The sequence below is a fragment of the Sphaerotilus sulfidivorans genome (assembly GCF_013426975.1).
Classification (GTDB): Bacteria; Pseudomonadota; Gammaproteobacteria; order Burkholderiales; family Burkholderiaceae_C; genus Sphaerotilus; species Sphaerotilus sulfidivorans.
Window position 1 is genome coordinate 93,049 of sequence record NZ_JACCPY010000003.1, and the last position, 21,099, is coordinate 114,147.

The 21,099-nt window shown below is 68.9% G+C and carries 19 protein-coding genes and 1 tRNA gene; 6 read left to right on the forward strand and 14 right to left on the reverse strand.

Features of this window, described 5'->3' with window-relative positions; translation table 11 throughout:
• Positions 1-262: 262 nt before the first annotated feature.
• The 12 genes from asd to cysS form a co-directional block, all read right to left on the reverse strand.
• On the reverse strand, positions 263-1,390 hold the full coding sequence (asd, locus tag HZU84_RS02645; RefSeq protein ID WP_149503091.1) for an aspartate-semialdehyde dehydrogenase: 1,128 nt from the start codon (positions 1,388-1,390) through the stop codon (positions 263-265).
• 114 nt (positions 1,391-1,504) lie between these two features.
• Entirely contained in the window at positions 1,505-2,602 is a 1,098-nt protein-coding gene (gene leuB, locus HZU84_RS02650) for a 3-isopropylmalate dehydrogenase (protein ID WP_149503090.1), read from the reverse strand.
• A gap of 54 nt (positions 2,603-2,656) precedes the next feature.
• Positions 2,657-3,310 carry a 3-isopropylmalate dehydratase small subunit gene (gene leuD / locus HZU84_RS02655; protein ID WP_149503089.1) on the reverse strand — a complete coding sequence of 218 codons (654 nt, stop codon included), beginning with the start codon at positions 3,308-3,310 and terminating at the stop codon, positions 2,657-2,659.
• 28 nt (positions 3,311-3,338) lie between these two features.
• Positions 3,339-4,763 (reverse strand): 3-isopropylmalate dehydratase large subunit, encoded by a 1,425-nt coding sequence (gene leuC, locus HZU84_RS02660; protein WP_149503088.1) that lies wholly within the window; start codon positions 4,761-4,763, stop codon positions 3,339-3,341.
• Positions 4,760-5,725: a LysR family transcriptional regulator gene (locus HZU84_RS02665; RefSeq protein WP_149503087.1), complete on the reverse strand. Its 966-nt coding sequence runs from the start codon at positions 5,723-5,725 to the stop codon at positions 4,760-4,762. The genes leuC and HZU84_RS02665 overlap by 4 nt, the downstream gene beginning before the upstream one ends.
• A 63-nt stretch (positions 5,726-5,788) precedes the next feature.
• Entirely contained in the window at positions 5,789-6,910 is a 1,122-nt protein-coding gene (locus HZU84_RS02670) for an acyltransferase family protein (RefSeq protein ID WP_180692764.1), read from the reverse strand.
• A 196-nt stretch (positions 6,911-7,106) separates the two neighbouring features.
• Positions 7,107-7,197 (reverse strand) — tRNA-Ser (locus HZU84_RS02675).
• Between the two features lie 85 nt (positions 7,198-7,282).
• Positions 7,283-8,545 (reverse strand): aspartate kinase, encoded by a 1,263-nt coding sequence (locus HZU84_RS02680; RefSeq protein WP_149503085.1) that lies wholly within the window; start codon positions 8,543-8,545, stop codon positions 7,283-7,285.
• A 154-nt stretch (positions 8,546-8,699) separates the two neighbouring features.
• Positions 8,700-10,004: a tRNA lysidine(34) synthetase TilS gene (gene tilS / locus HZU84_RS02685; RefSeq protein WP_149503084.1), complete on the reverse strand. Its 1,305-nt coding sequence runs from the start codon at positions 10,002-10,004 to the stop codon at positions 8,700-8,702.
• Positions 10,005-10,084: 80 nt separating this feature from the next.
• On the reverse strand, positions 10,085-11,053 hold the full coding sequence (locus HZU84_RS02690) for an acetyl-CoA carboxylase carboxyltransferase subunit alpha (RefSeq protein WP_037484171.1): 969 nt from the start codon (positions 11,051-11,053) through the stop codon (positions 10,085-10,087).
• A gap of 84 nt (positions 11,054-11,137) precedes the next feature.
• The gene (locus tag HZU84_RS02695) at positions 11,138-11,815 is read right to left on the reverse strand and encodes a DNA-3-methyladenine glycosylase family protein (RefSeq protein WP_244954445.1); all 678 of its coding nucleotides are present in this window, start codon (positions 11,813-11,815) and stop codon (positions 11,138-11,140) included.
• 32 nt (positions 11,816-11,847) lie between these two features.
• Positions 11,848-13,236 carry a cysteine--tRNA ligase gene (gene cysS, locus HZU84_RS02700; RefSeq protein ID WP_149503083.1) on the reverse strand — a complete coding sequence of 463 codons (1,389 nt, stop codon included), beginning with the start codon at positions 13,234-13,236 and terminating at the stop codon, positions 11,848-11,850.
• Between the two features lie 165 nt (positions 13,237-13,401).
• Between cysS and HZU84_RS02705 the strand changes: the two genes are divergently transcribed.
• The 6 genes from HZU84_RS02705 (at position 13,402) to HZU84_RS02730 (ending at position 18,321) form a co-directional block, all read left to right on the forward strand.
• On the forward strand, positions 13,402-15,273 hold the full coding sequence (locus HZU84_RS02705; protein WP_180692765.1) for a tetratricopeptide repeat protein: 1,872 nt from the start codon (positions 13,402-13,404) through the stop codon (positions 15,271-15,273).
• Between the two features lie 13 nt (positions 15,274-15,286).
• On the forward strand, positions 15,287-15,856 hold the full coding sequence (locus tag HZU84_RS02710; RefSeq protein ID WP_037484178.1) for a peptidylprolyl isomerase: 570 nt from the start codon (positions 15,287-15,289) through the stop codon (positions 15,854-15,856).
• A 5-nt stretch (positions 15,857-15,861) separates the two neighbouring features.
• On the forward strand, positions 15,862-16,368 hold the full coding sequence (locus HZU84_RS02715; RefSeq protein ID WP_037484231.1) for a peptidylprolyl isomerase: 507 nt from the start codon (positions 15,862-15,864) through the stop codon (positions 16,366-16,368).
• A complete protein-coding gene (locus HZU84_RS02720) occupies positions 16,365-17,192 on the forward strand; it encodes a UDP-2,3-diacylglucosamine diphosphatase (protein ID WP_244954444.1) in 828 nt (275 codons plus the stop codon). The genes HZU84_RS02715 and HZU84_RS02720 overlap by 4 nt, the downstream gene beginning before the upstream one ends.
• Positions 17,186-17,995 carry a M90 family metallopeptidase gene (locus HZU84_RS02725; protein ID WP_149503081.1) on the forward strand — a complete coding sequence of 270 codons (810 nt, stop codon included), beginning with the start codon at positions 17,186-17,188 and terminating at the stop codon, positions 17,993-17,995. Before HZU84_RS02720 ends, HZU84_RS02725 begins: the two co-directional genes overlap by 7 nt.
• Before the next feature lie 143 nt (positions 17,996-18,138).
• Complete coding sequence (locus HZU84_RS02730; protein ID WP_149503080.1) at positions 18,139-18,321, forward strand: rubredoxin; 183 nt, start codon at positions 18,139-18,141, stop codon at positions 18,319-18,321.
• Between the two features lie 84 nt (positions 18,322-18,405).
• Here the strand turns inward: HZU84_RS02730 and clpA are convergent, their stop codons facing one another.
• Both clpA and clpS read right to left on the reverse strand, forming a co-directional pair.
• A complete protein-coding gene (gene clpA, locus HZU84_RS02735) occupies positions 18,406-20,721 on the reverse strand; it encodes an ATP-dependent Clp protease ATP-binding subunit ClpA (protein ID WP_149503079.1) in 2,316 nt (771 codons plus the stop codon).
• On the reverse strand, positions 20,718-21,080 hold the full coding sequence (clpS, locus tag HZU84_RS02740) for an ATP-dependent Clp protease adapter ClpS (RefSeq protein ID WP_180692766.1): 363 nt from the start codon (positions 21,078-21,080) through the stop codon (positions 20,718-20,720). Before clpS ends, clpA begins: the two co-directional genes overlap by 4 nt.
• Between the last annotated feature and the right edge of the window lie 19 nt (positions 21,081-21,099).

Consider the following 21,099-nt stretch of genomic DNA (forward strand, 5'->3'; position numbering starts at 1 on the left):
GCTTCGTCTCGGTTTTCAAGGCGTCTCCCAAGCTGCGAACCCCGGATCCTCTCCGTCTTTCGCACCAGTCAATACGGGCTTTGCCCGCTCAAATATCCGAAAATACAATAACATCAAGCAGATACAAAGACAAGCTCATGCTCTGCCTGACATTCGGAGCTTCTCGCACGATCGCTTGGCGTGCAATTGACCCTGCGCAGGCCCGTTGCCCGAGGGCAACGGACATCCGCACATTTTGCGGATCGGGGAGCAGGATAACGGATCAGGCGTCGAGCAGGATGCGCAGCATGCGGCGCAGCGGCTCGGCCGCACCCCACAGCAGCTGGTCGCCGATGGTGAAGGCGCCGACGTACTCGGGACCCATCGCCAGCTTGCGGATGCGGCCGACCGGAATGGTCAGCGTGCCGGTCGTGGCCACCGGGGTCAGGTCACGGATGGTGGCCTCGCGGGTGTTCGGCACCACCTTCACCCACTCGTTGTCGGCGGCGATCATCGCCTCGATGTCCGCGGTCGGCACGTCCTTCTTCAGCTTGAAGGTCAGGGCCTGCGAGTGGCAGCGCATCGCGCCGATGCGCACGCAGAAGCCGTCCACCGGAATCGGCGCCGAGCCGAAGCCTTCACCCAGACCCAGGATCTTGTTGGTCTCGGCCATGCCCTTCCACTCTTCCTTGGACTGACCGTTGCCCAGATCCTTGTCGATCCACGGGATCAGCGAGCCGCCCAGCGGCACGCCGAAGTTGGCGGTCTCGGCCGGGGTCAGCGCGCGCTGCTTGGCGATGATCTGGCGGTCGATCTCGAGAATGGCGCTCTTCGGATCGTCGAGCAGCGACTTGACCTCGGCGTTCAGCGTGCCGTACTGCGTCAGCAGCTCGCGCATGTGCTGCGCGCCGCCGCCCGAGGCGGCCTGGTAGGTCTGCGTCGACATCCACTCGACCAGACCGGCCTTGTAGAGCGCGCCCACGCCCATCAGCATGCAGCTGACGGTGCAGTTGCCGCCGACCCAGTTCCTGCCGCCCTTGGCCAGTGCGTCCTTGATCACCGGCATGTTGACCGGGTCGAGAATGATGACCGCGTCATCCTTCATGCGCAGCGTGGAGGCCGCGTCGATCCAGTGGCCGTTCCAGCCGGCCGCGCGCAGCTTCGGAAACACCTCGGTGGTGTAGTCGCCGCCCTGCGCGGTGATGATGATCTCGCAGCGCTTCAGGGCCTCGATGTCGTAGGCGTCCTGCAGCTTGGTCTCGTTCCTGGCCATCGACGGCGCGGCACCGCCGGCGTTCGAGGTCGAGAAGAACAGCGGCTCGATCAGGCCGAAGTCGCCCTCGGCCTGCATGCGATCCATCAGGACGGAGCCGACCATGCCGCGCCATCCGACCAATCCGACGAGTTTCATTTTCTTGCCCTTTCCGTGGCGCTTTCCTGGCGCCGTTTGACGAGTGGTGTCCCGACCCTCCCCGGCTCGCTTCGCCGGGGTTGAGGGAGGAACAGGCGAGACGAGGCGGAGCGGTCAGCTCTTGGTAATGCCTTTGCCGGTGATCGCCGCGACCACGGCGTCACCCATCTCGCGCGTGCCCACCCGCGTCGTTCCCTCCGACCAGATGTCCGGCGTGCGCAGGCCGGCGGCCAGCACAGCGCGAACAGCCGACTCGATCCGGTCGGCCGCTTCAGGCTGGTTGAGGGAGAAACGAAGCATCATGGCAGCGGACAGGATTGTAGCCAGAGGATTGGCCACGCCCTTGCCGGCGATGTCGGGCGCGCTGCCATGGCTGGGCTCGTACAGGCCCTGACCGTTGGCATTGAGCGACGCCGAGGGCAGCATGCCGATCGAGCCGGTCAGCATCGCCGCCTCGTCCGACAGGATGTCGCCGAACATGTTGCCGGTGAAGAGCACGTCGAACTTCTTCGGCGCCTTGACCAGCTGCATCGCGGCGTTGTCGACATACATGTGCTCGAGCTCGACATCCGGATACTGCTGATGCACCTCGGTGACCACGTCCTTCCAGAACTGGAAGGTCTCCAGCACATTGGCCTTGTCGACCGAGGTGACCTTCTTCGAGCGCTTGCGCGCGGCCTGGAAGGCGACGTGCGCGATGCGCTCGATCTCCGGGCGGCTGTAGCGCATCGTGTCGAAGGCTTCCTCGGCGCCGGGGAAGTGGCCGTCGGTGGCGACGCGGCGACCGCGCGGCTGGCCGAAGTAGATGTCGCCGGTGAGCTCGCGGATGATCAGGATGTCCAGGCCGGCGATCAGCTCGGGCTTCAGGCTCGAGGCGCCGACGAGCTGCTCGTAGCAGATGGCCGGGCGGAAGTTGGCAAACAGGCCCAGCGCCTTGCGCAGGCCCAGGATGGCCTGCTCGGGGCGCAGGCGGCGCTCGAGCGTGTCGTACTTCCAGTCGCCGACGGCGCCGAACAGGATGGCGTCGGAATCCTGGGCCAGCTTCAGCGTCGACTCGGGCAGCGGATGGCCGGCGACTTCATAGGCGGCGCCGCCGACCGGTGCGGTCTCCATCTCGAGCGGCAGCTCGAGCACGTTCAGGACCTTGACGGCCTCGGCGACGATCTCGGTGCCGATGCCGTCACCGGGCAGGACTGCAATCTTGTGGGTCATGGTGAATCTCGGAAAGACGGGAAGGACGCGAAAGACAGGAACGGGGACGGCGGCTCAGCCGACCTGGCGGTGCGCCAGCCAGGGCATGCGGGCCAGACGCTCGGCCTCGAAGGCCTGGATCTTGTCCTTCTGGCGCAGCGTCAGGCCGATGTCGTCGAAGCCGTTGACCAGGCAGTACTTGCGGAAGGGCTGCACGTCGAAGGCGATCTCGGTGCCGTCCGGCTTGACGATGACCTGGCGCGGCAGATCGACGGTCAGCTGGTAGCCGGGAAAGGCGAAGACCTCGTCGAAGAGCTGCGCGACCACCGACTCCGGCAGCGCGATCGGCAGCAGGCCGTTCTTGAAACAGTTGCTGAAGAAGATGTCGGCGAAGCTCGGCGCGATGATGGCGCGGAATCCGAACTGCTCAAGCGCCCACGGCGCGTGCTCGCGGCTGGAGCCGCAGCCGAAGTTCTTGCGCGCCAGCAGCACCGAGGCGCCCTTGTAGCGCGGCTGGTTCAGCACGAAGTCGGGGTTGGGCTGGCGGGCCGACTCCGGCACGCCGGGCTGGCCCGGCTGGTCGAGGTAGCGCCACTCGTCGAACAGGTTCGGGCCGAAGCCGCTGCGCTGGATCGATTTCAGGAACTGCTTGGGGATGATCGCGTCGGTGTCGACGTTGTCGCGATCCATCGGGGCCACCAGGCCCTGGTGAACGGTGAAGGCTTGCATGGTGCGTGTGTTCTCAGGCGTCTTTTGCTCAGGCGATCGAGCGGATGTCGACGAAGCGGCCTTCCAGCGCGGCCGCGGCGGCCATCGCCGGGCTGACCAGGTGGGTGCGGCCACCGGCGCCCTGACGGCCCTCGAAGTTGCGGTTGCTGGTCGAGGCGCAGCGCTCGCCCGGCTCCAGGCGGTCGGCGTTCATCGCCAGGCACATCGAGCAGCCCGGCTCGCGCCACTCGAAGCCGGCGGCCTTGAAGACCTGGTCCAGCCCTTCGGCCTCGGCCTGCGCCTTCACCAGACCCGAGCCCGGCACCACCAGCGCGCGCCTGACGTTGGCCGCCACCCGCTTGCCCAGACGGCGCACGACCGCCGCGGCTTCCCGCATGTCCTCGATGCGGCTGTTGGTGCACGAGCCGATGAAGACCTGGTCGACATGGATGTCCGACATCGCCTTGTTGGGCTCGAGCGCCATGTACTTCAGCGCGCGCTCCATCGCGTCGCGCTTGACCGGATCGCGCTCCTTCTCGGGATCGGGCACGCGCGCATCGACGCCGGTGACCATTTCCGGGCTGGTGCCCCAGGTGACCTGCGGCACGATCTGCGCGGCATCCAGCTCGACCACCGCATCGAACACCGCATCGGCGTCCGAATGCAGCGTGCGCCAGTGCGACACGGCCAGATCCCATTCCGGCCCGGTCGGCGCGAAGGGGCGGCCCTTGACGTACTCGATGGTCTTGTCGTCGACCGCGACCAGGCCGGCGCGCGCGCCCGCCTCGATCGCCATGTTGCAGACCGTCATGCGGCCCTCGATGCTCAGCGCGCGGATCGCCGCGCCGCCGAACTCGATGGTGTAGCCGGTGCCGCCGGCGGTGCCGATGCGGCCGATGATGGCCAGCACGATGTCCTTGGCGGTGATGCCGGGCGCGACCTGACCGTCGACCTTCACCAGCATGTTCTTCGCCTTCTTGGCCAGCAGCGTCTGGGTGGCCATGACATGCTCGACCTCGGAGGTGCCGATGCCGTGCGCCAGCGCACCGAAGGCGCCGTGCGTCGAGGTGTGGCTGTCGCCGCAGACCACCGTCATGCCCGGCAGCGTGGCGCCCTGCTCCGGGCCCATCACATGCACGATGCCCTGGCGGCTGTCCATGAAGGGGAAATAGGCAGCCGAGCCGAATTCCTTGATGTTGGCATCCAGCGTGACGATCTGCTGGCGCGAGATCGGGTCCTTGATGCCGTCGTAGCCCAGCTCCCAGCCGTCGGTCGGGGTGTTGTGGTCGGCGGTGGCGACCACCGAGCTGACGCGCCAGAGCTTGCGCCCGGCCAGGCGCAGGCCCTCGAAGGCCTGCGGGCTGGTCACCTCGTGCACCAGATGGCGGTCGATGTAGAGGATGGCGGTGCCGTCTTCCTCGGTGTGGACGACATGTTCGTCCCAGAGCTTGTCGTAGAGGGTGCGTCCGGTCATGACGGGTTCTCGGTGGGGGATGAGGGAAATGAGGGGGGCAAGAGGGACAGGGACGGCTCGTCCGCCGACACGAAGGCCGCCGGACAGAGGAACTCGACGAAGCGGCGCACGACCGCCGGCAGCACCTCCTGCGCGCGCACGCCGACCCGGTAGTCGCGCCGCGCCCAGGGCTCGTCCAGCGCGACGATCTCGAGCCGGAACAGCCGCGCCAGGCGCTGCGCGACCGCCGAGGGCATCAGCGCGATGCCCAGCCCGGCCTCGACCAGCTGCGCGATCGCGTCGAAGCCGCGCACCTGCATGCGCGCGCGCAAGGGGCGACCCAGCTCGGTGGCCTGCGCCAGCAGCATCTGCTGCAGCGCCGCACCCGTGTGCTGGCCGATGAAGTCATGCTCGAGCAGATCGGCGAAGCGCACCGCGGCCTGCCGGCCCAGCGCATGGCCGGCCGGCGTGATCAGCACCAGCGTGCCGTCGCGGTAGGGCCAGGTCTGCAGCCGCGCCGGCTCCAGCAGCGGCGGCACGAAGATGCCGACATCGGCGGCGCCTTCCGCGACCGAGCGCTGCAGCTCCGCGCTGGTCTGGTCCTCCAGGCTGATGCGGATCTCGGGATGCGCGCGCGAGAAGGCCGCCAGGTCCGGCGGCAGGCATTCGGCGATCGCCGAGGCGTTGGCGACGATGCGCAGATGGCCGCGGATGCCGCGCGAGAACTCGGCGACCTCCTCCTCCATCGCGTGCAGCGAGGCATGCAGGCTGCGGATGTGGCGGATCAGCGCCAGCCCGGCGGCGGTCGGCTCGACGCCGCGCGCGCGCCGCTCGAACAGCTGCACGCCCAGACGCGTCTCCAGATCGCTCAGCCGCTTGCTCGCGGCCGCCAGCGCCAGATGCTCGCGCTCGGCCCCGCGCGTGATGCTGCGCGTCTCCGCGATGGCAAGCACCAGATTGAGCGTGACCAGATCGAAGCGCATGGGGCGTGATCTTGCCCCAGGCCGACCCCGCTCACGGTCGGCAATCGACGATGCAGCCTTCGTTCAGCGCGAAGGCTCAAGATGACGATGCGGAGACGCCACAGCCTGAGGCCTGGGCATCGGTGCCGGCGCCTGCTGGGGAGGCGCCAGCCGTCGACGGAGCCAGCGACCGCACGGACGCTCGACGCCGCGGTTCAGCAGGATCGACGCCACGACGATCAGCGCCATGACCGGCAGCAGGCGCAGCAGCAGCGAGGACTCCAGCGGCCGCAGCCACTCGAGCAGCATGTAGCCGATGTTCTGGTGCAGCAGATAGACCGGATAGGTCAGCAGGCCCGCCCAGGCGGTCAGCGCGGACGCGCGCATCGTCCAGCGCCGCGAAGCCACCAGCCAGAAGATCACGAAGAAGGCGGTCAGCAGCAGCGCGACGCTCCACTCGCCCGGCGCGCCCTCCCCGGCCCGCAAGGCCTGGGGCGCGGTGGCACGCGCGACCACCAGGAAATGGCACCACCACAGCATCATGTAGGTCTGCCGCTCCAGGCCGCGCTCGCGGATGCGGTAGAACAGCATGCCGGCACAGAACAGCGGCGCCCACTCCAGCACCAGCAGCAGTTCCGCCAGATAGACCGGTCGGACGAAGTCGAGCGAGGACAGCAGCAGCCAGCCGGCCATGAAGCGCTCGATGCGGGCGAGACGGTTCGCCACGATCAGGCCCAGCATGATCAGGTAGAACTGGAACTCGATCGCCAGCGACCAGTAGGCGCCGTCGACATAGGGCGGCTCCTGCCCGACCCAGATCAGGTGGGTGAACATCGTGAGATTGCCCAGCAGGGTCTGCCAGCTGACCGAGAAAGTCGGGGATGCCAGCAGCCAGGCCGTGCCGGCGGTCAGCAGCGCCGCCACCCAGTAGGCCGGATACAGGCGCGCGACCCGGGAAGCCACGAAGGCCCGTGGCGTCGCGCCCTGCGCCGACATGAAGATGACATAGCCGCTGATCATGAAGAACAGGTGCACGCCCAGATAGCCATGTGCCGACACCCAGGCCAGCCAGGCCGGCACCTCGCCGCTCACCCAGCCATCGAGCTGTCCGCGGTAGAGGAAATGGAACATGACCACGGCCAGGCAGGCCAACCCGCGCAGCAGGTCGATCTCGTGGGTTCTTTCGGCGGAAGGGGTCTGATTCATCATGGAGGCCGGCCACCCGTCGGTTCGCGTCAGCGAGCGACAGGACGCGCCAGTTCAGTGGGATCCAGAGGCTATCGACTGTCGATGGCCGAGGTCTTAGCCTCGGATGAACCGCAGGCATGAAATCCGCAGAGATGAACCGGTTTGCCCAAGCAGTAACGCCCTGCAGTCTTGCGACTGCAGGGCGTCTGCTTTCTGGCGGAAACGGAGGGATTCGAACCCTCGATGCGCTTTTGGCGCATACTCCCTTAGCAGGGGAGCACCTTCGGCCACTCGGTCACGTTTCCGGCGAAGAATTGGACTATAGCGCGATCCAGCCTGATCTGTAAACCCCTTTCAGGCCGGAATGCGCATTTCCATCCGGCAGGCGAATCAGGCCGCGTCCAGGCCGAAGGCCTTGTGCAGCGCGCGCACCGCCAGCTCCATGTACTTCTCGTCGATGACCACCGAGGTCTTGATCTCGCTGGTGGTGATCATCTGGATGTTGATGCCCTCGTCGCTGAGCGCGCGGAACATCGTCGAGGCCACGCCGGCGTGCGAGCGCATGCCGATGCCGACGATCGACACCTTGCAGATCTTGGTGTCGCCGATGACCGCCTCGGCGCCCATGGCCGGCACGACCTGCGACTTCAGCAGGTCCAGCGTGCGCTGGTAGTCGTTGCGGTGGACGGTGAACGAGAAGTCGGTCTTGCCGTCATGCGAGACGTTCTGCAGGATCACGTCCACATCGATGTTGGCCTCGGCGACCTTGCCCAGGATGCCATAGGCGATGCCCGGCTTGTCCGGCACGCCCATCACGGTCAGCTTGGCTTCGTCGCGGTTGAACGCGATGCCCGACACAACGGCTTGTTCCATCTTCTCGTCTTCCTCGAAAGTGATCAGCGTGCCCGACTTGGCTTCTTCCTCGATGGCGATGTCCCACGGAGTGAAGCTCGAGAGCACGCGCAGCGGCACGCGGTACTTGCCGGCGAACTCGACCGACCGGATCTGCAGCACCTTGGAGCCCAGCGACGCCATCTCCAGCATCTCCTCGAAGGAGACGGTCTTCAGGCGCTTGGCCTCCGGCACGACGCGCGGGTCGGTGGTGTAGACGCCGTCGACGTCGGTGTAGATCAGGCACTCGTCGGCCTTCATCGCCGCAGCGACCGCGACGGCCGAGGTGTCCGAACCGCCACGACCCAGGGTCGTGATGTTCATGTCCTCGTCGACACCCTGGAAGCCGGTGATGACGACCACGCGGCCGGCGGCCAGGTCGGCACGCACGCGGGCGTCGTCGATGCTCTGGATGCGGGCCTTGGTGTAGGACGAATCGGTGCGGATCGGCACCTGCCAGCCGGAATAGCTGACGGCCTCCATGCCTTCGGCCTGCAGCGCCAGCGACAGCAGACCCACCGAGACCTGCTCGCCGGTGCAGGCGATCATGTCGAGCTCGCGGGTGACGGCCGGCGTCTGGACCGCAGGCGAGACATCCTTGGCCAGGCCGAGCAGGCGATTGGTCTCGCCGCTCATCGCCGACGGAACGACCACCATCTGGTGGCCGGCGCGGGCCCACTTGGCCACGCGCTTGGCGACGTTGCGGATGCGCTCGGTCGAGCCCATCGACGTGCCGCCGTACTTGTGAACGATCAAAGCCATGAGTGTGTGGCTCGCGCGGAAACGGCGAGTCGCAGTGGAGTGGCAGGACAGCCGCTCCGGGTTTCCTGACTTGATGACAGGCCGCCTGGAGCGGAAAACCGTCGATTTTAACGACTTTCCGACGGGGATTTCCCGAAAGCGTGACATCGAAGCGTCATCCGGCCCAGCGCGGACGCCACTGGGGCGCGCCCGGCGGCGCCTGCTCGCGGGCATCGACCCCCAGCGCCGGCACGCAGACCAGCCGCTCGCCGCGCCACAGCAGCGGCGCATCACGCAGCCAGGCCGGCACGCCAGCGGCCTGGAACTGCTTCTTCAGCGCACGCGGCACGCCGGCCGCATGGCTCTGGAACTGCTCGCCGCCCCGGCGCGGCCGCGCCACCAGCGCAGCCAGATCGGCCCACACCAGGCCACCCTGCGCCACCGGCTCGAGATGCAGGCAACCGGACCAGCCCGGCAGCGCCAGCGTCAGCGCCTGTCCTGCAGACAGCCCGGGCGGCAGCAGCGGCGCCAGCGCGATCTCGTCCGGCAGCGTGTCCGAGCGGACATTCGCGCTCGGCTCACCTCGCGCGTCCAGCGCCAGCCGACCACGGTGCAGCCGCAGCATGCGGGCGGCATCCAGCGGCCAGACCGCACCCGAGTCCGCCTGAGGCAGTTCCACGGCCAGACGCTCGAGCCAGGATGCGCGCACCGCCAGACCCTGGCCCGCCAGCCAGCACCGCAGCAGATTGCGCCGGCGCGCGGGCGACAGGGCCGCCAGCGCAGCAGCCTGCAGCGCCAGGCCGTCCGGGTCGCGCACCGCATCGAGATCGAGTTCCGCCAGCGCATCCAGGCACTCGGCCGCATCCTGCGCCCGCGCGGCCGCATCGGCCAGCACCAGCGGCGCCTGCGGGAAGGCCTCGCGCAGGGCAGGCATCACCTGCAGCCGCAGCCGGTTGCGGGCGTGACGCGGATCGGCATTGCTGTCGTCGTCGACATGCGCGATGCGGTGCGCGGCGACATAGGCCTCGATCTCGGCGCGCGGCCGCGCCAGCCAGGGCCGCAGCCAGCGCAGGCCGTCACGCTCGATCGCGCGCGGCATCGCCGCCAGGCCGGCCGCACCGGCACCGCGCAGCGCCTGAAGCAGGAAGGTCTCGGCCTGGTCGTCGCGGTGATGGGCCAGCAGCACGACACGGCAGCCGGCCTCGCGCGCCATGTCGGCCAGCGCGCGGTAGCGGCCCTCGCGCGCCAGCGCCTCCAAGCTCTCGCCGGCCTGCGGCCGCAGGCCGAGATGGCGGACATGGAAATGCAGATCGGCGCCCTCGGCACGCCAGCGCTCGCACTGGCGCGCGCAGTGGTCGCGCCAGTCGTCGGCGAAGCGGCTCAGGCCGTGGTGCACATGCAGCGCATGCACCGGCAAGGCCGGTTCGCCCTGCCCGGCCAGATCACGCGCAGCCCGCCAGGTGGCGTGCAGCAGCGCCATCGAGTCGCGCCCGCCACTGCAGGCGACCGCGACCGGACCGGGCTCGAGGGAATCGAAGAAGGCGGATCGCAGGGGGCGGATCAGGCCTTGGTGTCGGTGAAGCGGCCGTAGGCGCGCAGGCGCTCGTAGCGCTGGTCCAGCAGCTCCTTGGCCTTGAGGTCGCCGACCTGGCGCAGCGCGTCGTTGAGCGCGCGCTTGAGGTTGGCGCACATCTGGCGGGTGTCGCGGTGCGCGCCGCCGACCGGCTCGCTGACGATCTTGTCGACCAGGCCCAGCGCCTTCAGGCGGTGCGCGGTGATGCCCAGGGCCTCGGCGGCATCGCTGGCGCGCTCGGCGGTCTTCCACAGGATGGAGGCGCAGCCTTCCGGCGAGATGACCGAGTAGACCGAGAACTGCAGCATCAGCACCTGGTCGGCCACCGAGATCGCCAGCGCGCCGCCGGAGCCGCCCTCGCCGATGATCGTGGTGATGATCGGCACCTCGAGCTGCGCCATCTCGAAGATGTTGCGGCCGATGGCCTCGGACTGGCCGCGCTCCTCGGCGCCGATGCCGGGATAGGCGCCGGGGGTGTCGACGAAGGTGAAGACCGGCAGGCCGAACTTCTCGGCCAGCTTCATCAGGCGCAGCGCCTTGCGGTAGCCCTCGGGTCGGGCCATGCCGAAGTTGCGCGCGGCGCGCTCCTTGGTGTCGCGGCCCTTCTGGTGGCCGATGACCATGCAGGCGCGGCCGTTGAAGCGCGCCAGACCGCCCACGATCGACAGGTCGTCGGCAAAGGCGCGGTCGCCGTGCAGTTCCTGGAAGTCGGTGAAGATCTCGCCGACATAGTCCAGCGTGTAGGGGCGCTGCGGATGGCGGGCGATCTGCGTGACCTGCCAGGGCGACAGGCTCGAGTAGATGTCCTTGGCAAGCTGCTGGCTCTTCTTCGACAGGCGCTCGATCTCTTCCGAGATGTCCACCGCCGACTCGTTCTGCACGTAGCGCAGTTCCTCGATCTTGGTCTCGAGCTCGGCGATCGGCTGTTCGAAGTCGAGGAAGTGTTTCTTGCTCATGGGCATCGATCCTGGTTGGCTCCCGGGGCCCCGCGTCCGCCGGACGGATTGGGGCCGGGAATTGATCACGGACTGTACTTTAGTTTAGCCGCCCGCCGGCTGCGGGTCGAGACTGCGCCACAGATACCAGGTCGCGACCGACCGGTAGGGCGCCCAGGCGTCACCGACCTCGCGTGCCTCGGCACGTGAGACCGGCTCGCCGCTGAAATAGTTCAGGCTGATGCCGCGGATCAGCCCGGCGTCGTCCAGAGGCAGCACGTTCGGACGCATCAGGTAGAAGATCAGGAACATCTCGGCGGTCCAGCGGCCGATGCCGCGGATCGCCACCAGCTCCTCGATGATCGCCTCGTCGCCCATCGAGCCCCAGTCGGTCTCGTGCACGCAGCCCTCGACGAAATGGCGCGCCAGATCGCGCAGGTACTCGACCTTGCGCACCGACAGGCCGGCCGCGCGCATCGACTCGACCGAGAGGCTCGACAGCGCGACCGGGTCGATGTGATGGCGCTGGCCCAGCCCCAGGCCGACGACCTTCTCCCAGACCGACTGCGCCGCCTTGACCGAGACCTGCTGACCGACGATCGAGCGCGCCAGCGTGGTGAAGGCGTCGCCGCGACTGCGCAGCCGCGCGGTGCCGAAGCGCGGGATCAGCTTGTTCATCACCCGGTCGCGGCGCGCCAGGTAGCGGCAGGCCTCGTCCCAGTAGTCCGGCGTGACCAGCGCGACCGGCGCACCGGCGTCCATCGCTGCAGCAGCGTCGCTCATCGTGTCAGGCGTCAGACGCTCGGCAGCGGGGCTCAGGCGCGCACCCAGGTGGTGCCCTGCGGGCCGTCCTTCAGGACGATGCCGGCAGCCTGCAGTTCCTGGCGGATGCGGTCGGCCTCGGCGAAGTCGCGTGCCTTCTTGGCCGCAGTGCGTGCCTCGATGCGCGCGAGGATCTCGGCTTCGGCCAGACCGGTGTCGTCCGAGCCGGTCGCTCCCTGCAGCCAGGCCCGCGGCGCCTGCTGCAGCAGGCCGAGCACGCCAGCCAGCGCCTTCAGCAGGCCGGCCACCTCGGCCGAGCGGGTGCGGTTGACCTCGCCGGCCAGCTCGAAGAGCACCGCCACCGCGATCGGCGTGTTGAAGTCGTCGTCCATCGCCGCCTTGAAGCGGGCGGCGGCCGGATGCGCCCAGTCGATCTCGACCGGCGCGGCCTCGACCGCGTCCAGCGCGGTGTAGAGCCGGCGCAGCGCGCTGCGGGCATCGTCGAGGCCGGCGTCGCTGAAGTTGAACGGGCTGCGGTAGTGCACGCGCAGCATGAAGAAGCGCAGCGTCTCGCCGTCGTAGGACTTCAGCACGTCGCGGATGGTGAAGAAGTTGCCCAGCGACTTGGACATCTTCTCGTTGTCGACGTTCAGGAAGCCGTTGTGCATCCAGATCCGCACGAAGGGCTGGCCGGTGGCACCCTCGCTCTGGGCGATCTCGTTCTCGTGGTGCGGGAACTGCAGGTCCAGCCCGCCGCCGTGGATGTCGAAGGTCTCGCCCAGCAGCGCGCAGCTCATCGCCGAGCACTCGATGTGCCAGCCCGGGCGGCCCGGACCGTAGGCCGAGGCGTACTTGGCGTCCTCGGGCTCCTCGGGCTTGGCGGATTTCCACAGCACGAAGTCGAGCGGATCGTCCTTGCCATCGGCCACGGCGACCCGCTCGCCAGCGCGCAGGTCGTCGAGCGACTTGCCCGAGAGCTTGCCGTAGCCAGGGAAGCGGCGCACCGCGTAGTTCACGTCGCCGTTGCCTGACTGGTAGGCCAGGCCCTTCTCCTGCAGCCGACCGATCATCGACAGCATCTGCGGCACGTACTCGGTGGCGCGCGGCTCGTGGGTCGGGCGCTCGATGCCCAGCGCGCCGATGTCGGCGTGCATGGCAGCCGTCATCTCGTCGGTGAGCTGGCGGATGGTGATGCCGCGCTCGACCGCGCGGCGGATGATCTTGTCGTCGATGTCGGTGATGTTGCGCACATAGGTGACCGCATAGCCGCTGGCACGCAGCCAGCGCTGCACCACGTCGAAGGACATCATCATCCGCGCGTGGCCGATGTGGCACAGGTCGTAGATCGTCATGCCGCACACATACATCCGCACCTGGCCGGGTTCGATGGACTGGAAGTCTTCGAGCGTGCGAGTGAGGCTGTTGTGGATGCGGAGAGTCATCGATCGGCGGAAATTCGGTGGCGGGAAGCGGTCGGCAGGAGGGTCGCGAACGGACCTCGGGATGTCGACCGGGCGGCCAGTATAGCCCCGCCGGCCGGGCATTCGCCCGGTACCGGCACCCCTGCCGGCGGGGAGCGATCGCGCCGGACTATGCACAATCCGCTCATGATCCAGCCTGCCGAGGAAGCCGCGCCACGCCGCGGAATTCCACCGACCGCCTTCGATGCCCCTCGCCGGCCGGCCCACGGCCTGCTCATGCTGGCATTGGCTGCCGGCCTGGCGGGCGGGCCGGCAGCCGCCGCAGCGCCGGCGTCGACGCCGGAGCAGCAGCGCTTCATGCAGGCGCTGGAGCTGGCGCAGCGCCGCCAGGACGGCGAGGCGATGCGCCTGTTCGAGCAGCTGGTGCGCGAGCAGCCCGGGCGGCCCGAACCGCTGGTCAATCTCGGCGTGCTGCTGGCACGCCACGGCCGCGTCGACGAGGCCCGTGCCGCCTTCGAGCAGGCGCTGCGCACCAGCCGCCCCCATGCGCTGGCGCATGACAATCTGGTTCGGCTGCAGGCCCGGGCCACGGCGGACGAACTGGCCTGGGCGGAGCCCGGCACGCCCGAGCCACCGGCGCGAGCGCCGTCTTCGCCGGCACGGGCAGCACTGCTGATGCTGACGCTGCTGGGCGGCGCGGCCGGCACCCTGCTGTGGATGCGGCATCGGCGCCCGGCAGCAGTGCCCTCGCCTGCGCATCCACCGCGGCCGAGTCGGCTTGATCCGGAAACACCGGACATGCCGGACACACAGGCGTCCAGCCTCACGCTGACACCGCGAGAGAGCTTCGTCAGCCTGGTCGATGCACCGCCGGCCTTCGCGACCACCGTGCCAGCGCCACAAGCGACACCACCAGCGACACCACCGGCAACACGCCAGACGGCACGGCTGGCCGGTGCGCCGGCCCATCGCCTGCCCGGCGCCGAGGAGCAGCTGCTGGCGGTCTACCGGCTGATCGGCGAAGGCCGGCTCGAAGAGGCGCTGCGCCAGGTCGAGGCGCTGCTGCGCCAGACACCGCGCTACCCGCTGGCCCGACTGGCCTGCGCCGACCTGCAGCTGGTGCTGACCGGCAGACTGCAGCCCACGCCGGCCGGGCTGGACGCGCAGCGGCTGGCGCGCTGGCGCCAGGCCAGCGTGCTGCGGCTGCAGTCCTGGCAGACCCCCCCGCCGCCCGAGCATCTGCCGCGGCAGGTGGTGCATCTGGCCGATTCGGTGCGCCAGATGGTGGCGATCGAATGCGCGACCTCGCGGCTGTTCGTGCTCGAGCAGCGTGCCGGACAGCTGCGGGTGGCGACGACATGCCCGGTGCGGGTCGGTCCGCGCGCCGACGAGCGCGATCCGCTGCGGCCCGGCACGCCGCTGGGCCTGTACCGGATCGAGTCGCGCCTGTCGCCACGCCAGATCGGCGAGGAGCATGGCGCCGGCGCGCTGGTGCTCGACCATCCGAACGAGCATGACCGAAGACTCGGACGCCCGGCCCAGCCCTTCTGGCTGCACGGCCCCTCGCCACGGCCGCCGGGCGTGATGCCGCCGCCCTCCTGCCACCTGGTGCTGGCCGACGCGGACCTGCAGCGGCTGATGTTCGAGCTGGTGCCGCGGCGCACCCCGGTGCTGGTGGCCGAGCGGCTCGAATGGGTGGCGCCGCGCAGCCTGGCCCAGGCGCGGCTGCGCACCCGCAATCTGGTCGAGGTCTGGCGCCTGGCCCGCGCGCGCGGCGATCTGGAAGCCCTGCGGGCGCTGTACTCGGCCCGCTTCGCGACCGGCGACGGCGAACACGATCCTGCCCCCCGGCTGGCCGGGGAATTGGCCGCCAGCGGCGGGCGCGATCGCCAGCTGGCAGACTTGAGCCTGTTCGTCTGGCAGGACCGCGAGGAGGTGCTGCTGGCGAGCTTCCGCGAAGTGCTGCGCGGACATGCGCCGGGGCCGCTGCGCCGCCAGTACTGGGCGCGCGAGCACGGACAATGGAAGATCTTTTCCGAAACCGTTTCGAAGGACTGAAGGAGTGAAGCCGATGACCGCATTCCCGTTCGCCCGCATCGCGACCGCGCTGGCCCTGGGCCTGGCGCTGTCCGGCGCGGCCCAGGCCGAGAAGGTGCGCCTGGCCACGTCGATGGGCGACATCGTCGTCGACCTGGACGCCGCCAAGGCGCCCAGGACCGTCGCCAACTTCGTCGAGTACGTGAAGGCGGGCCACTACGACGGCACCATCTTCCACCGCGTGATCGGCAACTTCATGATCCAGGGCGGCGGCATGGAGCCCTCGATGAAGGAAAAGCCCACCCGCGCGCCGATCCCGCTGGAGAGCCGCAACGGCCTGAGCAACACCCGCGGCACGCTGGCGATGGCCCGCACATCCGTGCCGGATTCCGCAACGTCCCAGTTCTTCATCAACGTGAAGGACAATCCCTTCCTGGACCAGCCGAACTCGCCGGACGGCAACGGCTATGCGGTCTTCGGCCGCGTCGTCGAAGGCATGGACGTGGTCGACAAGATCCGCGCCGTGCGCACCGGCTCGGCGGGCATGCACCGCGACGTGCCGGCCGAACCTGTCCTGATCAAGAAAGCCTCCCTGGAGAAATGAACACCATGGCATCCCCGCAAGTCGAACTGCAGACCAACCTCGGCACCATCCGCATTGAGCTCGACGCCGAGCGCGCTCCGCTGTCGGCCGAGAACTTCCTGAACTACGTGCGCAGCGGCCACTACGACGGCACCGTCTTCCACCGCGTCATCAAGGGCTTCATGGTCCAGGGCGGCGGCATGGAGCCGGGCCTGAAGCAGAAGCCCACGAAGGGCGAGATCAAGAACGAGGCCAACAACGGCCTGAAGAACGACAAGTACACGCTGGCGATGGCGCGCACCAACGCGCCTCACTCGGCCACCGCGCAGTTCTTCATCAACACCGCCAACAACGACTTCCTGAACTTCCGTTCGGAATCGGCCCAGGGCTGGGGCTACGCCGTCTTCGGCCGCGTGGTCGACGGCACCGCGATCGTCGACCAGATCGAGAAGGTGCGCACCGGCTCGCGCGGCTTCCACGACGACGTGCCGGTCGAGGACGTCGTCATCACCCGCGCGGTGATCGTCGAGTGATCACGCTGCTGGACGGCCCGCTCGGGGCCGCCAGCGAGATCCATGCCGCGCCGCACTGGCGCGGCATCGAGCTGCTGTCCGACCTGCACCTGGGCGAGCAGGCACCTGCCACCGCCCACGCGCTGGCCGAACATCTGGCGGCCAGCGATGCCGACCTGATCGTGCTGCTGGGCGACCTGTTCGAGGTCTGGATCGGCGACGAGCAGCTCGACGCCCCGGCCGACCCGGCCAGCCCGATGGCGCAGGCGCTGCAGGCGCTGGCCGAGGCCGCACGCCGCCGGCCGGTGGCGATGCTCACCGGCAACCGCGACTTCCTGCTCGGGCCCGAGGCGGCGCGCCGCCTGGGCTGGACGGTGCTGCCCGACCGCTGCGTGCTGCAGGCCTTCGGCCACCGCCAGGTGCTGGTGCACGGCGACGCCGAATGCCTGGACGACCGCGACTACCAGCGCTTCCGCGCCCAGGTGCGCACGCCCGGCTGGCGCGAGGCCTTCCTGGCACGGCCGCTGGCCGAGCGCATGGCGGTGGCGCGCTCGCTGCGCGACGGCAGCGAGCAGCGCAAGCGCGAGCAGGGCCTGGCCGGCTATGCCGATCTGGACCGCGCCGAGATGCTGTCGCTGCTGGCCGCCGCCGGCGCCGACCGCCTGATCCACGGCCACACCCACCGCCCCGGCGACGAGCGGCTGGGGCCCGGCCTGAGCCGCCATGTGCTGTCGGACTGGGATCTCGACGGCCAGCACGGCCCGGCCCGCGCCGAGGTGCTGCGGCTGGACGCCCGCGGCCTGCACCGCCGACCGCCCTCCCGCCTCGCCTCGCGGCCATGCTGAGGCGCTGGCAGCAGGCCTGGCGCGACTGGCGCCGCCGCCGCGTGCTGGAGGCCCGCGCGATCCCCGACGAGCTGTGGCTGGAGACGCTGCGCGGCTGGCCCTTCCTGCGCCACCGGTCGCTCGAGGACCTGCTGCGACTGCGCGAGCTGACCTCGCTGCTGCTCGACCGCAAGGAGTTCAGCACCGCCGGCGGCCTGGTGCTCGACGACGCGATGGCGGTCGCGGTGGCCGCGCAGGCCTGCGTGCCGGTGCTGCACCTGCCGGGCGAGCTCGACTGGTACGACGGCTTCGTCGGCATCGTGCTGCATCCGTCCGAGGTGGTGGTGCCGCGCCAGTGGCATGACGAGGACGGCGTGGTGCACAGCGGCGACGAGGTCCTGGCCGGCGAGGCGATCGAAGGCGGTCCGCTGATGCTGTCCTGGCAGGACGTGCGGCTCGGCGGCCGCGACGGCAGGCTGGAGACGGATCAGGACCCGGCCTACAACGTCGTCATTCACGAGTTTGTCCATGTCATCGACATGCGCGACGGCCAGGTCGACGGCATGCCGGCCCTGCCGACACGCGTGCAGCGCGAGCGCTGGCAGGCGGTCATGGGCGAGGCCTTCGCGCGCCATGCCGCCGAGGTCGATGCCGACCGGCCGACCTGGCTCGATCCGTATGCGGCCCAAGGGCCGGAAGAGTTCTTCCCGGTCGCAGCCGAAGCCTTCTTCGTCGCGCCGCACGGCCTGGCGCTGGAATTTCCCGAGGTCTATGCGCTGATGCGTGACTTCTTTCACCAGGATCCGCGGCTTCACGCGCGCTGACCCGGGCCGCAGCCCGCGGCCGCGACCTCGGACTGCGATGGGTCAAGCCGGCACGGCGACACGCTGCCGACAATCGCGCGCTGATCTGTCCAGTCCACCCGTCCACTGTCGCCCACTGTCGACCTGCCTGCCCGGAGATCCCGATGAACACCCCACTCGCCACCGCGACCCATCTCTGCACGCTGTGCCACTTCGTCTATGACGAGGAAGCCGGCCGTCCCGAAGACGGCATCGAGCCGGGCACGCCCTGGGCCGCGGTGCCCGAGGACTGGTGCTGCCCGGAGTGCGGCGCCGGCAAGGACGACTTCCGCCGCACCGACGCCTGACCCCCCGCGCCCTCCAGCGTCCAGCGGGAGAACCGGAAAGCGCAAAGGGCGCCCGAGGGCGCCCTTCTTCATGTCCGGTCCGGATCAGGCGGTGGCGGGTTCGGCCTTGGGCTTGTCGCTCTTGCGCGGCTCGATGTCCAGGCTGACCTCGCCGGCCTCGTTGACATCGACCGTCAGGCGCCCGCCGTCGACCAGGCGGCCGAACAGCAGCTCGTCGGCCAGCGCGCGCCGGATCGTGTCCTGGATCAGGCGCTGCATCGGCCGCGCGCCCATCAGCGGGTCGAAGCCGCGCTTGGCCAGATGCTTGCGCAGCGCATCGGTGAAGGTGACCTCGACCTTCTTCTCGCCGAGCTGGCCCTCGAGCTGCAGCAGGAACTTGTCGACCACCCGCAGGATGATCTCCTCGTCGAGCGCACGGAAGGACACGATCGAGTCGAGGCGGTTGCGGAACTCGGGCGTGAACATGCGCTTGAGATCGCCCATCTCGTCGCCGCTCTCGCGCTGCGTGGTGAAGCCGATCGTCGCCTTCTGCATCGTCTCCGCACCGGCGTTGGTCGTCATCACGATGATGGCGTTGCGGAAGTCGGCCTTGCGCCCGTTGTTGTCGGTCAGCGTGCCGTGGTCCATCACCTGCAGCAGCACGTTGAAGACATCCGGGTGCGCCTTCTCGATCTCGTCGAGCAGCAGCACGCAGTGCGGCTTCTTCGTGACCGCCTCGGTCAGCAGGCCGCCCTGGTCGAAGCCGACATAGCCCGGAGGCGCGCCGATCAGGCGGCTGACCGCATGGCGCTCCATGTACTCCGACATGTCGAAGCGGATCAGGTCGATGCCCAGGATGTAGGCGAGTTGCTTGGCCACCTCGGTCTTGCCGACGCCGGTCGGGCCGGAGAACAGGAAGGCGCCGATCGGCTTGTCCGGCTTGCCCAGGCCGGAGCGGGCCATCTTGATGGCGCCTGAGAGCGCGTCGATCGCCGCATCCTGACCGAAGACCACGCTCTTGAGATCGCGGTCCAGGCTCTTGAGCTTGCTGCGGTCGTCGCTGGAGACGCTCGCCGGCGGAATGCGCGCGATCTTGGCGACGATGTCCTCGACCTCGCCGCGGGTGATCTTCTTGCGCTGCTTGTTCTTCGGCAGCACCCGCTGGGCCGCGCCGGCCTCGTCGATCACGTCGATCGCCTTGTCGGGCAGATGGCGATCGTTGATGTACTTGGCCGACAGCTCGGCCGCGGCCTGCAGCGCGCCGACGTCGTACTTGACGCCGTGGTGCTCCTCGAAGCGCGACTTCAGGCCCTTGAGGATCTCGATCGTCTGCTCGACGGTCGGCTCGACCACGTCGACCTTCTGGAAGCGCCGGGAGAGCGCTGCATCCTTCTCGAAGATGCCGCGGTACTCGGTGAAGGTGGTCGCGCCGATGCACTTCATCTGACCCGAGCTCAGCGCCGGCTTGAGCAGGTTGCTGGCATCGAGCGTGCCGCCCGACGCCGCGCCGGCCCCGATCAGCGTGTGGATCTCGTCGATGAACAGCACCGCATGCGGCTGCTCCTTGAGCTGCTTGAGCACCGCCTTCAGGCGCTGCTCGAAGTCGCCGCGGTACTTGGTGCCCGCCAGCAGCGCGCCCATGTCGAGCGAGTAGACGGTGGCCTCGGACAGCACCTCGGGCACGTCGCCCTGGGTGATGCGCCAGGCCAGACCCTCGGCGATCGCGGTCTTGCCGACGCCGGCCTCGCCGACCAGCAGCGGATTGTTCTTGCGCCGGCGGCACAGCACCTGGATCACCCGCTCGACCTCATGCTCGCGGCCGATCAGCGGATCGATGCGGCCTTCGCGGGCCTGCTGGTTCAGGTTCTGGGTGTACTGGTCGAGCGGCGAGCCCTTGCCATCACCCTCCTCCTTCTCGCCCTCGGACGAGGAGGACGACGAAGACGAGGACTCACCCGACGAGCGGGTCGGCTCCGGCGGATCGGACTTCTTGATGCCGTGGGCGATGAAGTTCACGACATCGAGCCGGGTCACGCCCTGCTGGTGCAGGTAGTAGACCGCGTGCGAGTCCTTCTCGCCGAAGATGGCCACCAGCACGTTCGCGCCGGTGACTTCCTTCTTGCCGTTGCCGGTCGACTGCACATGCATGATCGCGCGCTGGATCACGCGCTGGAAGCCCAGCGTGGGCTGCGTGTCGACCTCGTCGGTGCCGCCGACGGTGGGGGTGTTCTCCTTGATGAACTGCGTCAGGCTCTTGCGCAGGTCATCGAGATTGGCCGCGCAGGCGCGCAGCACCTCGGATGCCGAGGGGTTGTCCAGCAAGGCGAGCAGCAGATGCTCGACCGTGATGAACTCGTGCCGCTGCTGCCGCGCCTCGACGAACGCCATGTGCAGACTGACTTCCAACTCTTGCGCGATCATGCGACCTCCAAAATGCACTGGAGCGGGTGCCCCGCCCTCCGTGCCGCTGCCAGAACCAATTCGACCTTCGTCGCGGCGACATCGCGGGTATACACCCCGCAGACCGCCCGCCCCTCATGATGGATCTTCAGCATGATCTGGGTGGCGGCATCGATGTCATGGTGGAAATGCTGCTGCAGGACCATCACCACGAATTCCATCGGGGTGTAATCGTCGTTCAGCATGACGACTTGATAGGAACGTGGCGGCTCCACGCGCTGGAGCAGGCGTTCCTCGACAACTGAGCCCTGACCGTCATCGGGCGGGCCGGGGGGAAGTGGATTCGATCCGTCAGGCGTGTTGCTGGCCATGGAAAACATTCTATAGATCGGCGGGGAT

What these genes read in the sequence shown, in the direction of transcription:
- leuC (WP_149503088.1), bottom strand. Translation starts at nt 4,763, where the DNA reads ATGACCGGACGCACCCTCTACGACAAGCTCTGGGACGAACATGTCGTC.
- HZU84_RS02690 (WP_037484171.1), bottom strand. Translation starts at nt 11,053, where the DNA reads ATGAGCAAGAAACACTTCCTCGACTTCGAACAGCCGATCGCCGAGCTC.
- HZU84_RS02695 (WP_244954445.1), bottom strand. Translation starts at nt 11,815, where the DNA reads ATGAGCGACGCTGCTGCAGCGATGGACGCCGGTGCGCCGGTCGCGCTG.
- HZU84_RS02670 (WP_180692764.1), bottom strand. Translation starts at nt 6,910, where the DNA reads ATGAATCAGACCCCTTCCGCCGAAAGAACCCACGAGATCGACCTGCTG.
- tilS (WP_149503084.1), bottom strand. Translation starts at nt 10,004, where the DNA reads ATGGCGCTGCTGCACGCCACCTGGCGGGCTGCGCGTGATCTGGCCGGG.
- HZU84_RS02730 (WP_149503080.1), top strand. Translation starts at nt 18,139, where the DNA reads ATGAACACCCCACTCGCCACCGCGACCCATCTCTGCACGCTGTGCCAC.
- HZU84_RS02725 (WP_149503081.1), top strand. Translation starts at nt 17,186, where the DNA reads ATGCTGAGGCGCTGGCAGCAGGCCTGGCGCGACTGGCGCCGCCGCCGC.
- HZU84_RS02665 (WP_149503087.1), bottom strand. Translation starts at nt 5,725, where the DNA reads ATGCGCTTCGATCTGGTCACGCTCAATCTGGTGCTTGCCATCGCGGAG.
- clpS (WP_180692766.1), bottom strand. Translation starts at nt 21,080, where the DNA reads ATGTTTTCCATGGCCAGCAACACGCCTGACGGATCGAATCCACTTCCC.
- leuB (WP_149503090.1), bottom strand. Translation starts at nt 2,602, where the DNA reads ATGACCCACAAGATTGCAGTCCTGCCCGGTGACGGCATCGGCACCGAG.
- cysS (WP_149503083.1), bottom strand. Translation starts at nt 13,236, where the DNA reads ATGACTCTCCGCATCCACAACAGCCTCACTCGCACGCTCGAAGACTTC.
- asd (WP_149503091.1), bottom strand. Translation starts at nt 1,390, where the DNA reads ATGAAACTCGTCGGATTGGTCGGATGGCGCGGCATGGTCGGCTCCGTC.
- HZU84_RS02705 (WP_180692765.1), top strand. Translation starts at nt 13,402, where the DNA reads ATGATCCAGCCTGCCGAGGAAGCCGCGCCACGCCGCGGAATTCCACCG.
- HZU84_RS02710 (WP_037484178.1), top strand. Translation starts at nt 15,287, where the DNA reads ATGACCGCATTCCCGTTCGCCCGCATCGCGACCGCGCTGGCCCTGGGC.
- clpA (WP_149503079.1), bottom strand. Translation starts at nt 20,721, where the DNA reads ATGATCGCGCAAGAGTTGGAAGTCAGTCTGCACATGGCGTTCGTCGAG.
- HZU84_RS02715 (WP_037484231.1), top strand. Translation starts at nt 15,862, where the DNA reads ATGGCATCCCCGCAAGTCGAACTGCAGACCAACCTCGGCACCATCCGC.
- leuD (WP_149503089.1), bottom strand. Translation starts at nt 3,310, where the DNA reads ATGCAAGCCTTCACCGTTCACCAGGGCCTGGTGGCCCCGATGGATCGC.
- HZU84_RS02680 (WP_149503085.1), bottom strand. Translation starts at nt 8,545, where the DNA reads ATGGCTTTGATCGTTCACAAGTACGGCGGCACGTCGATGGGCTCGACC.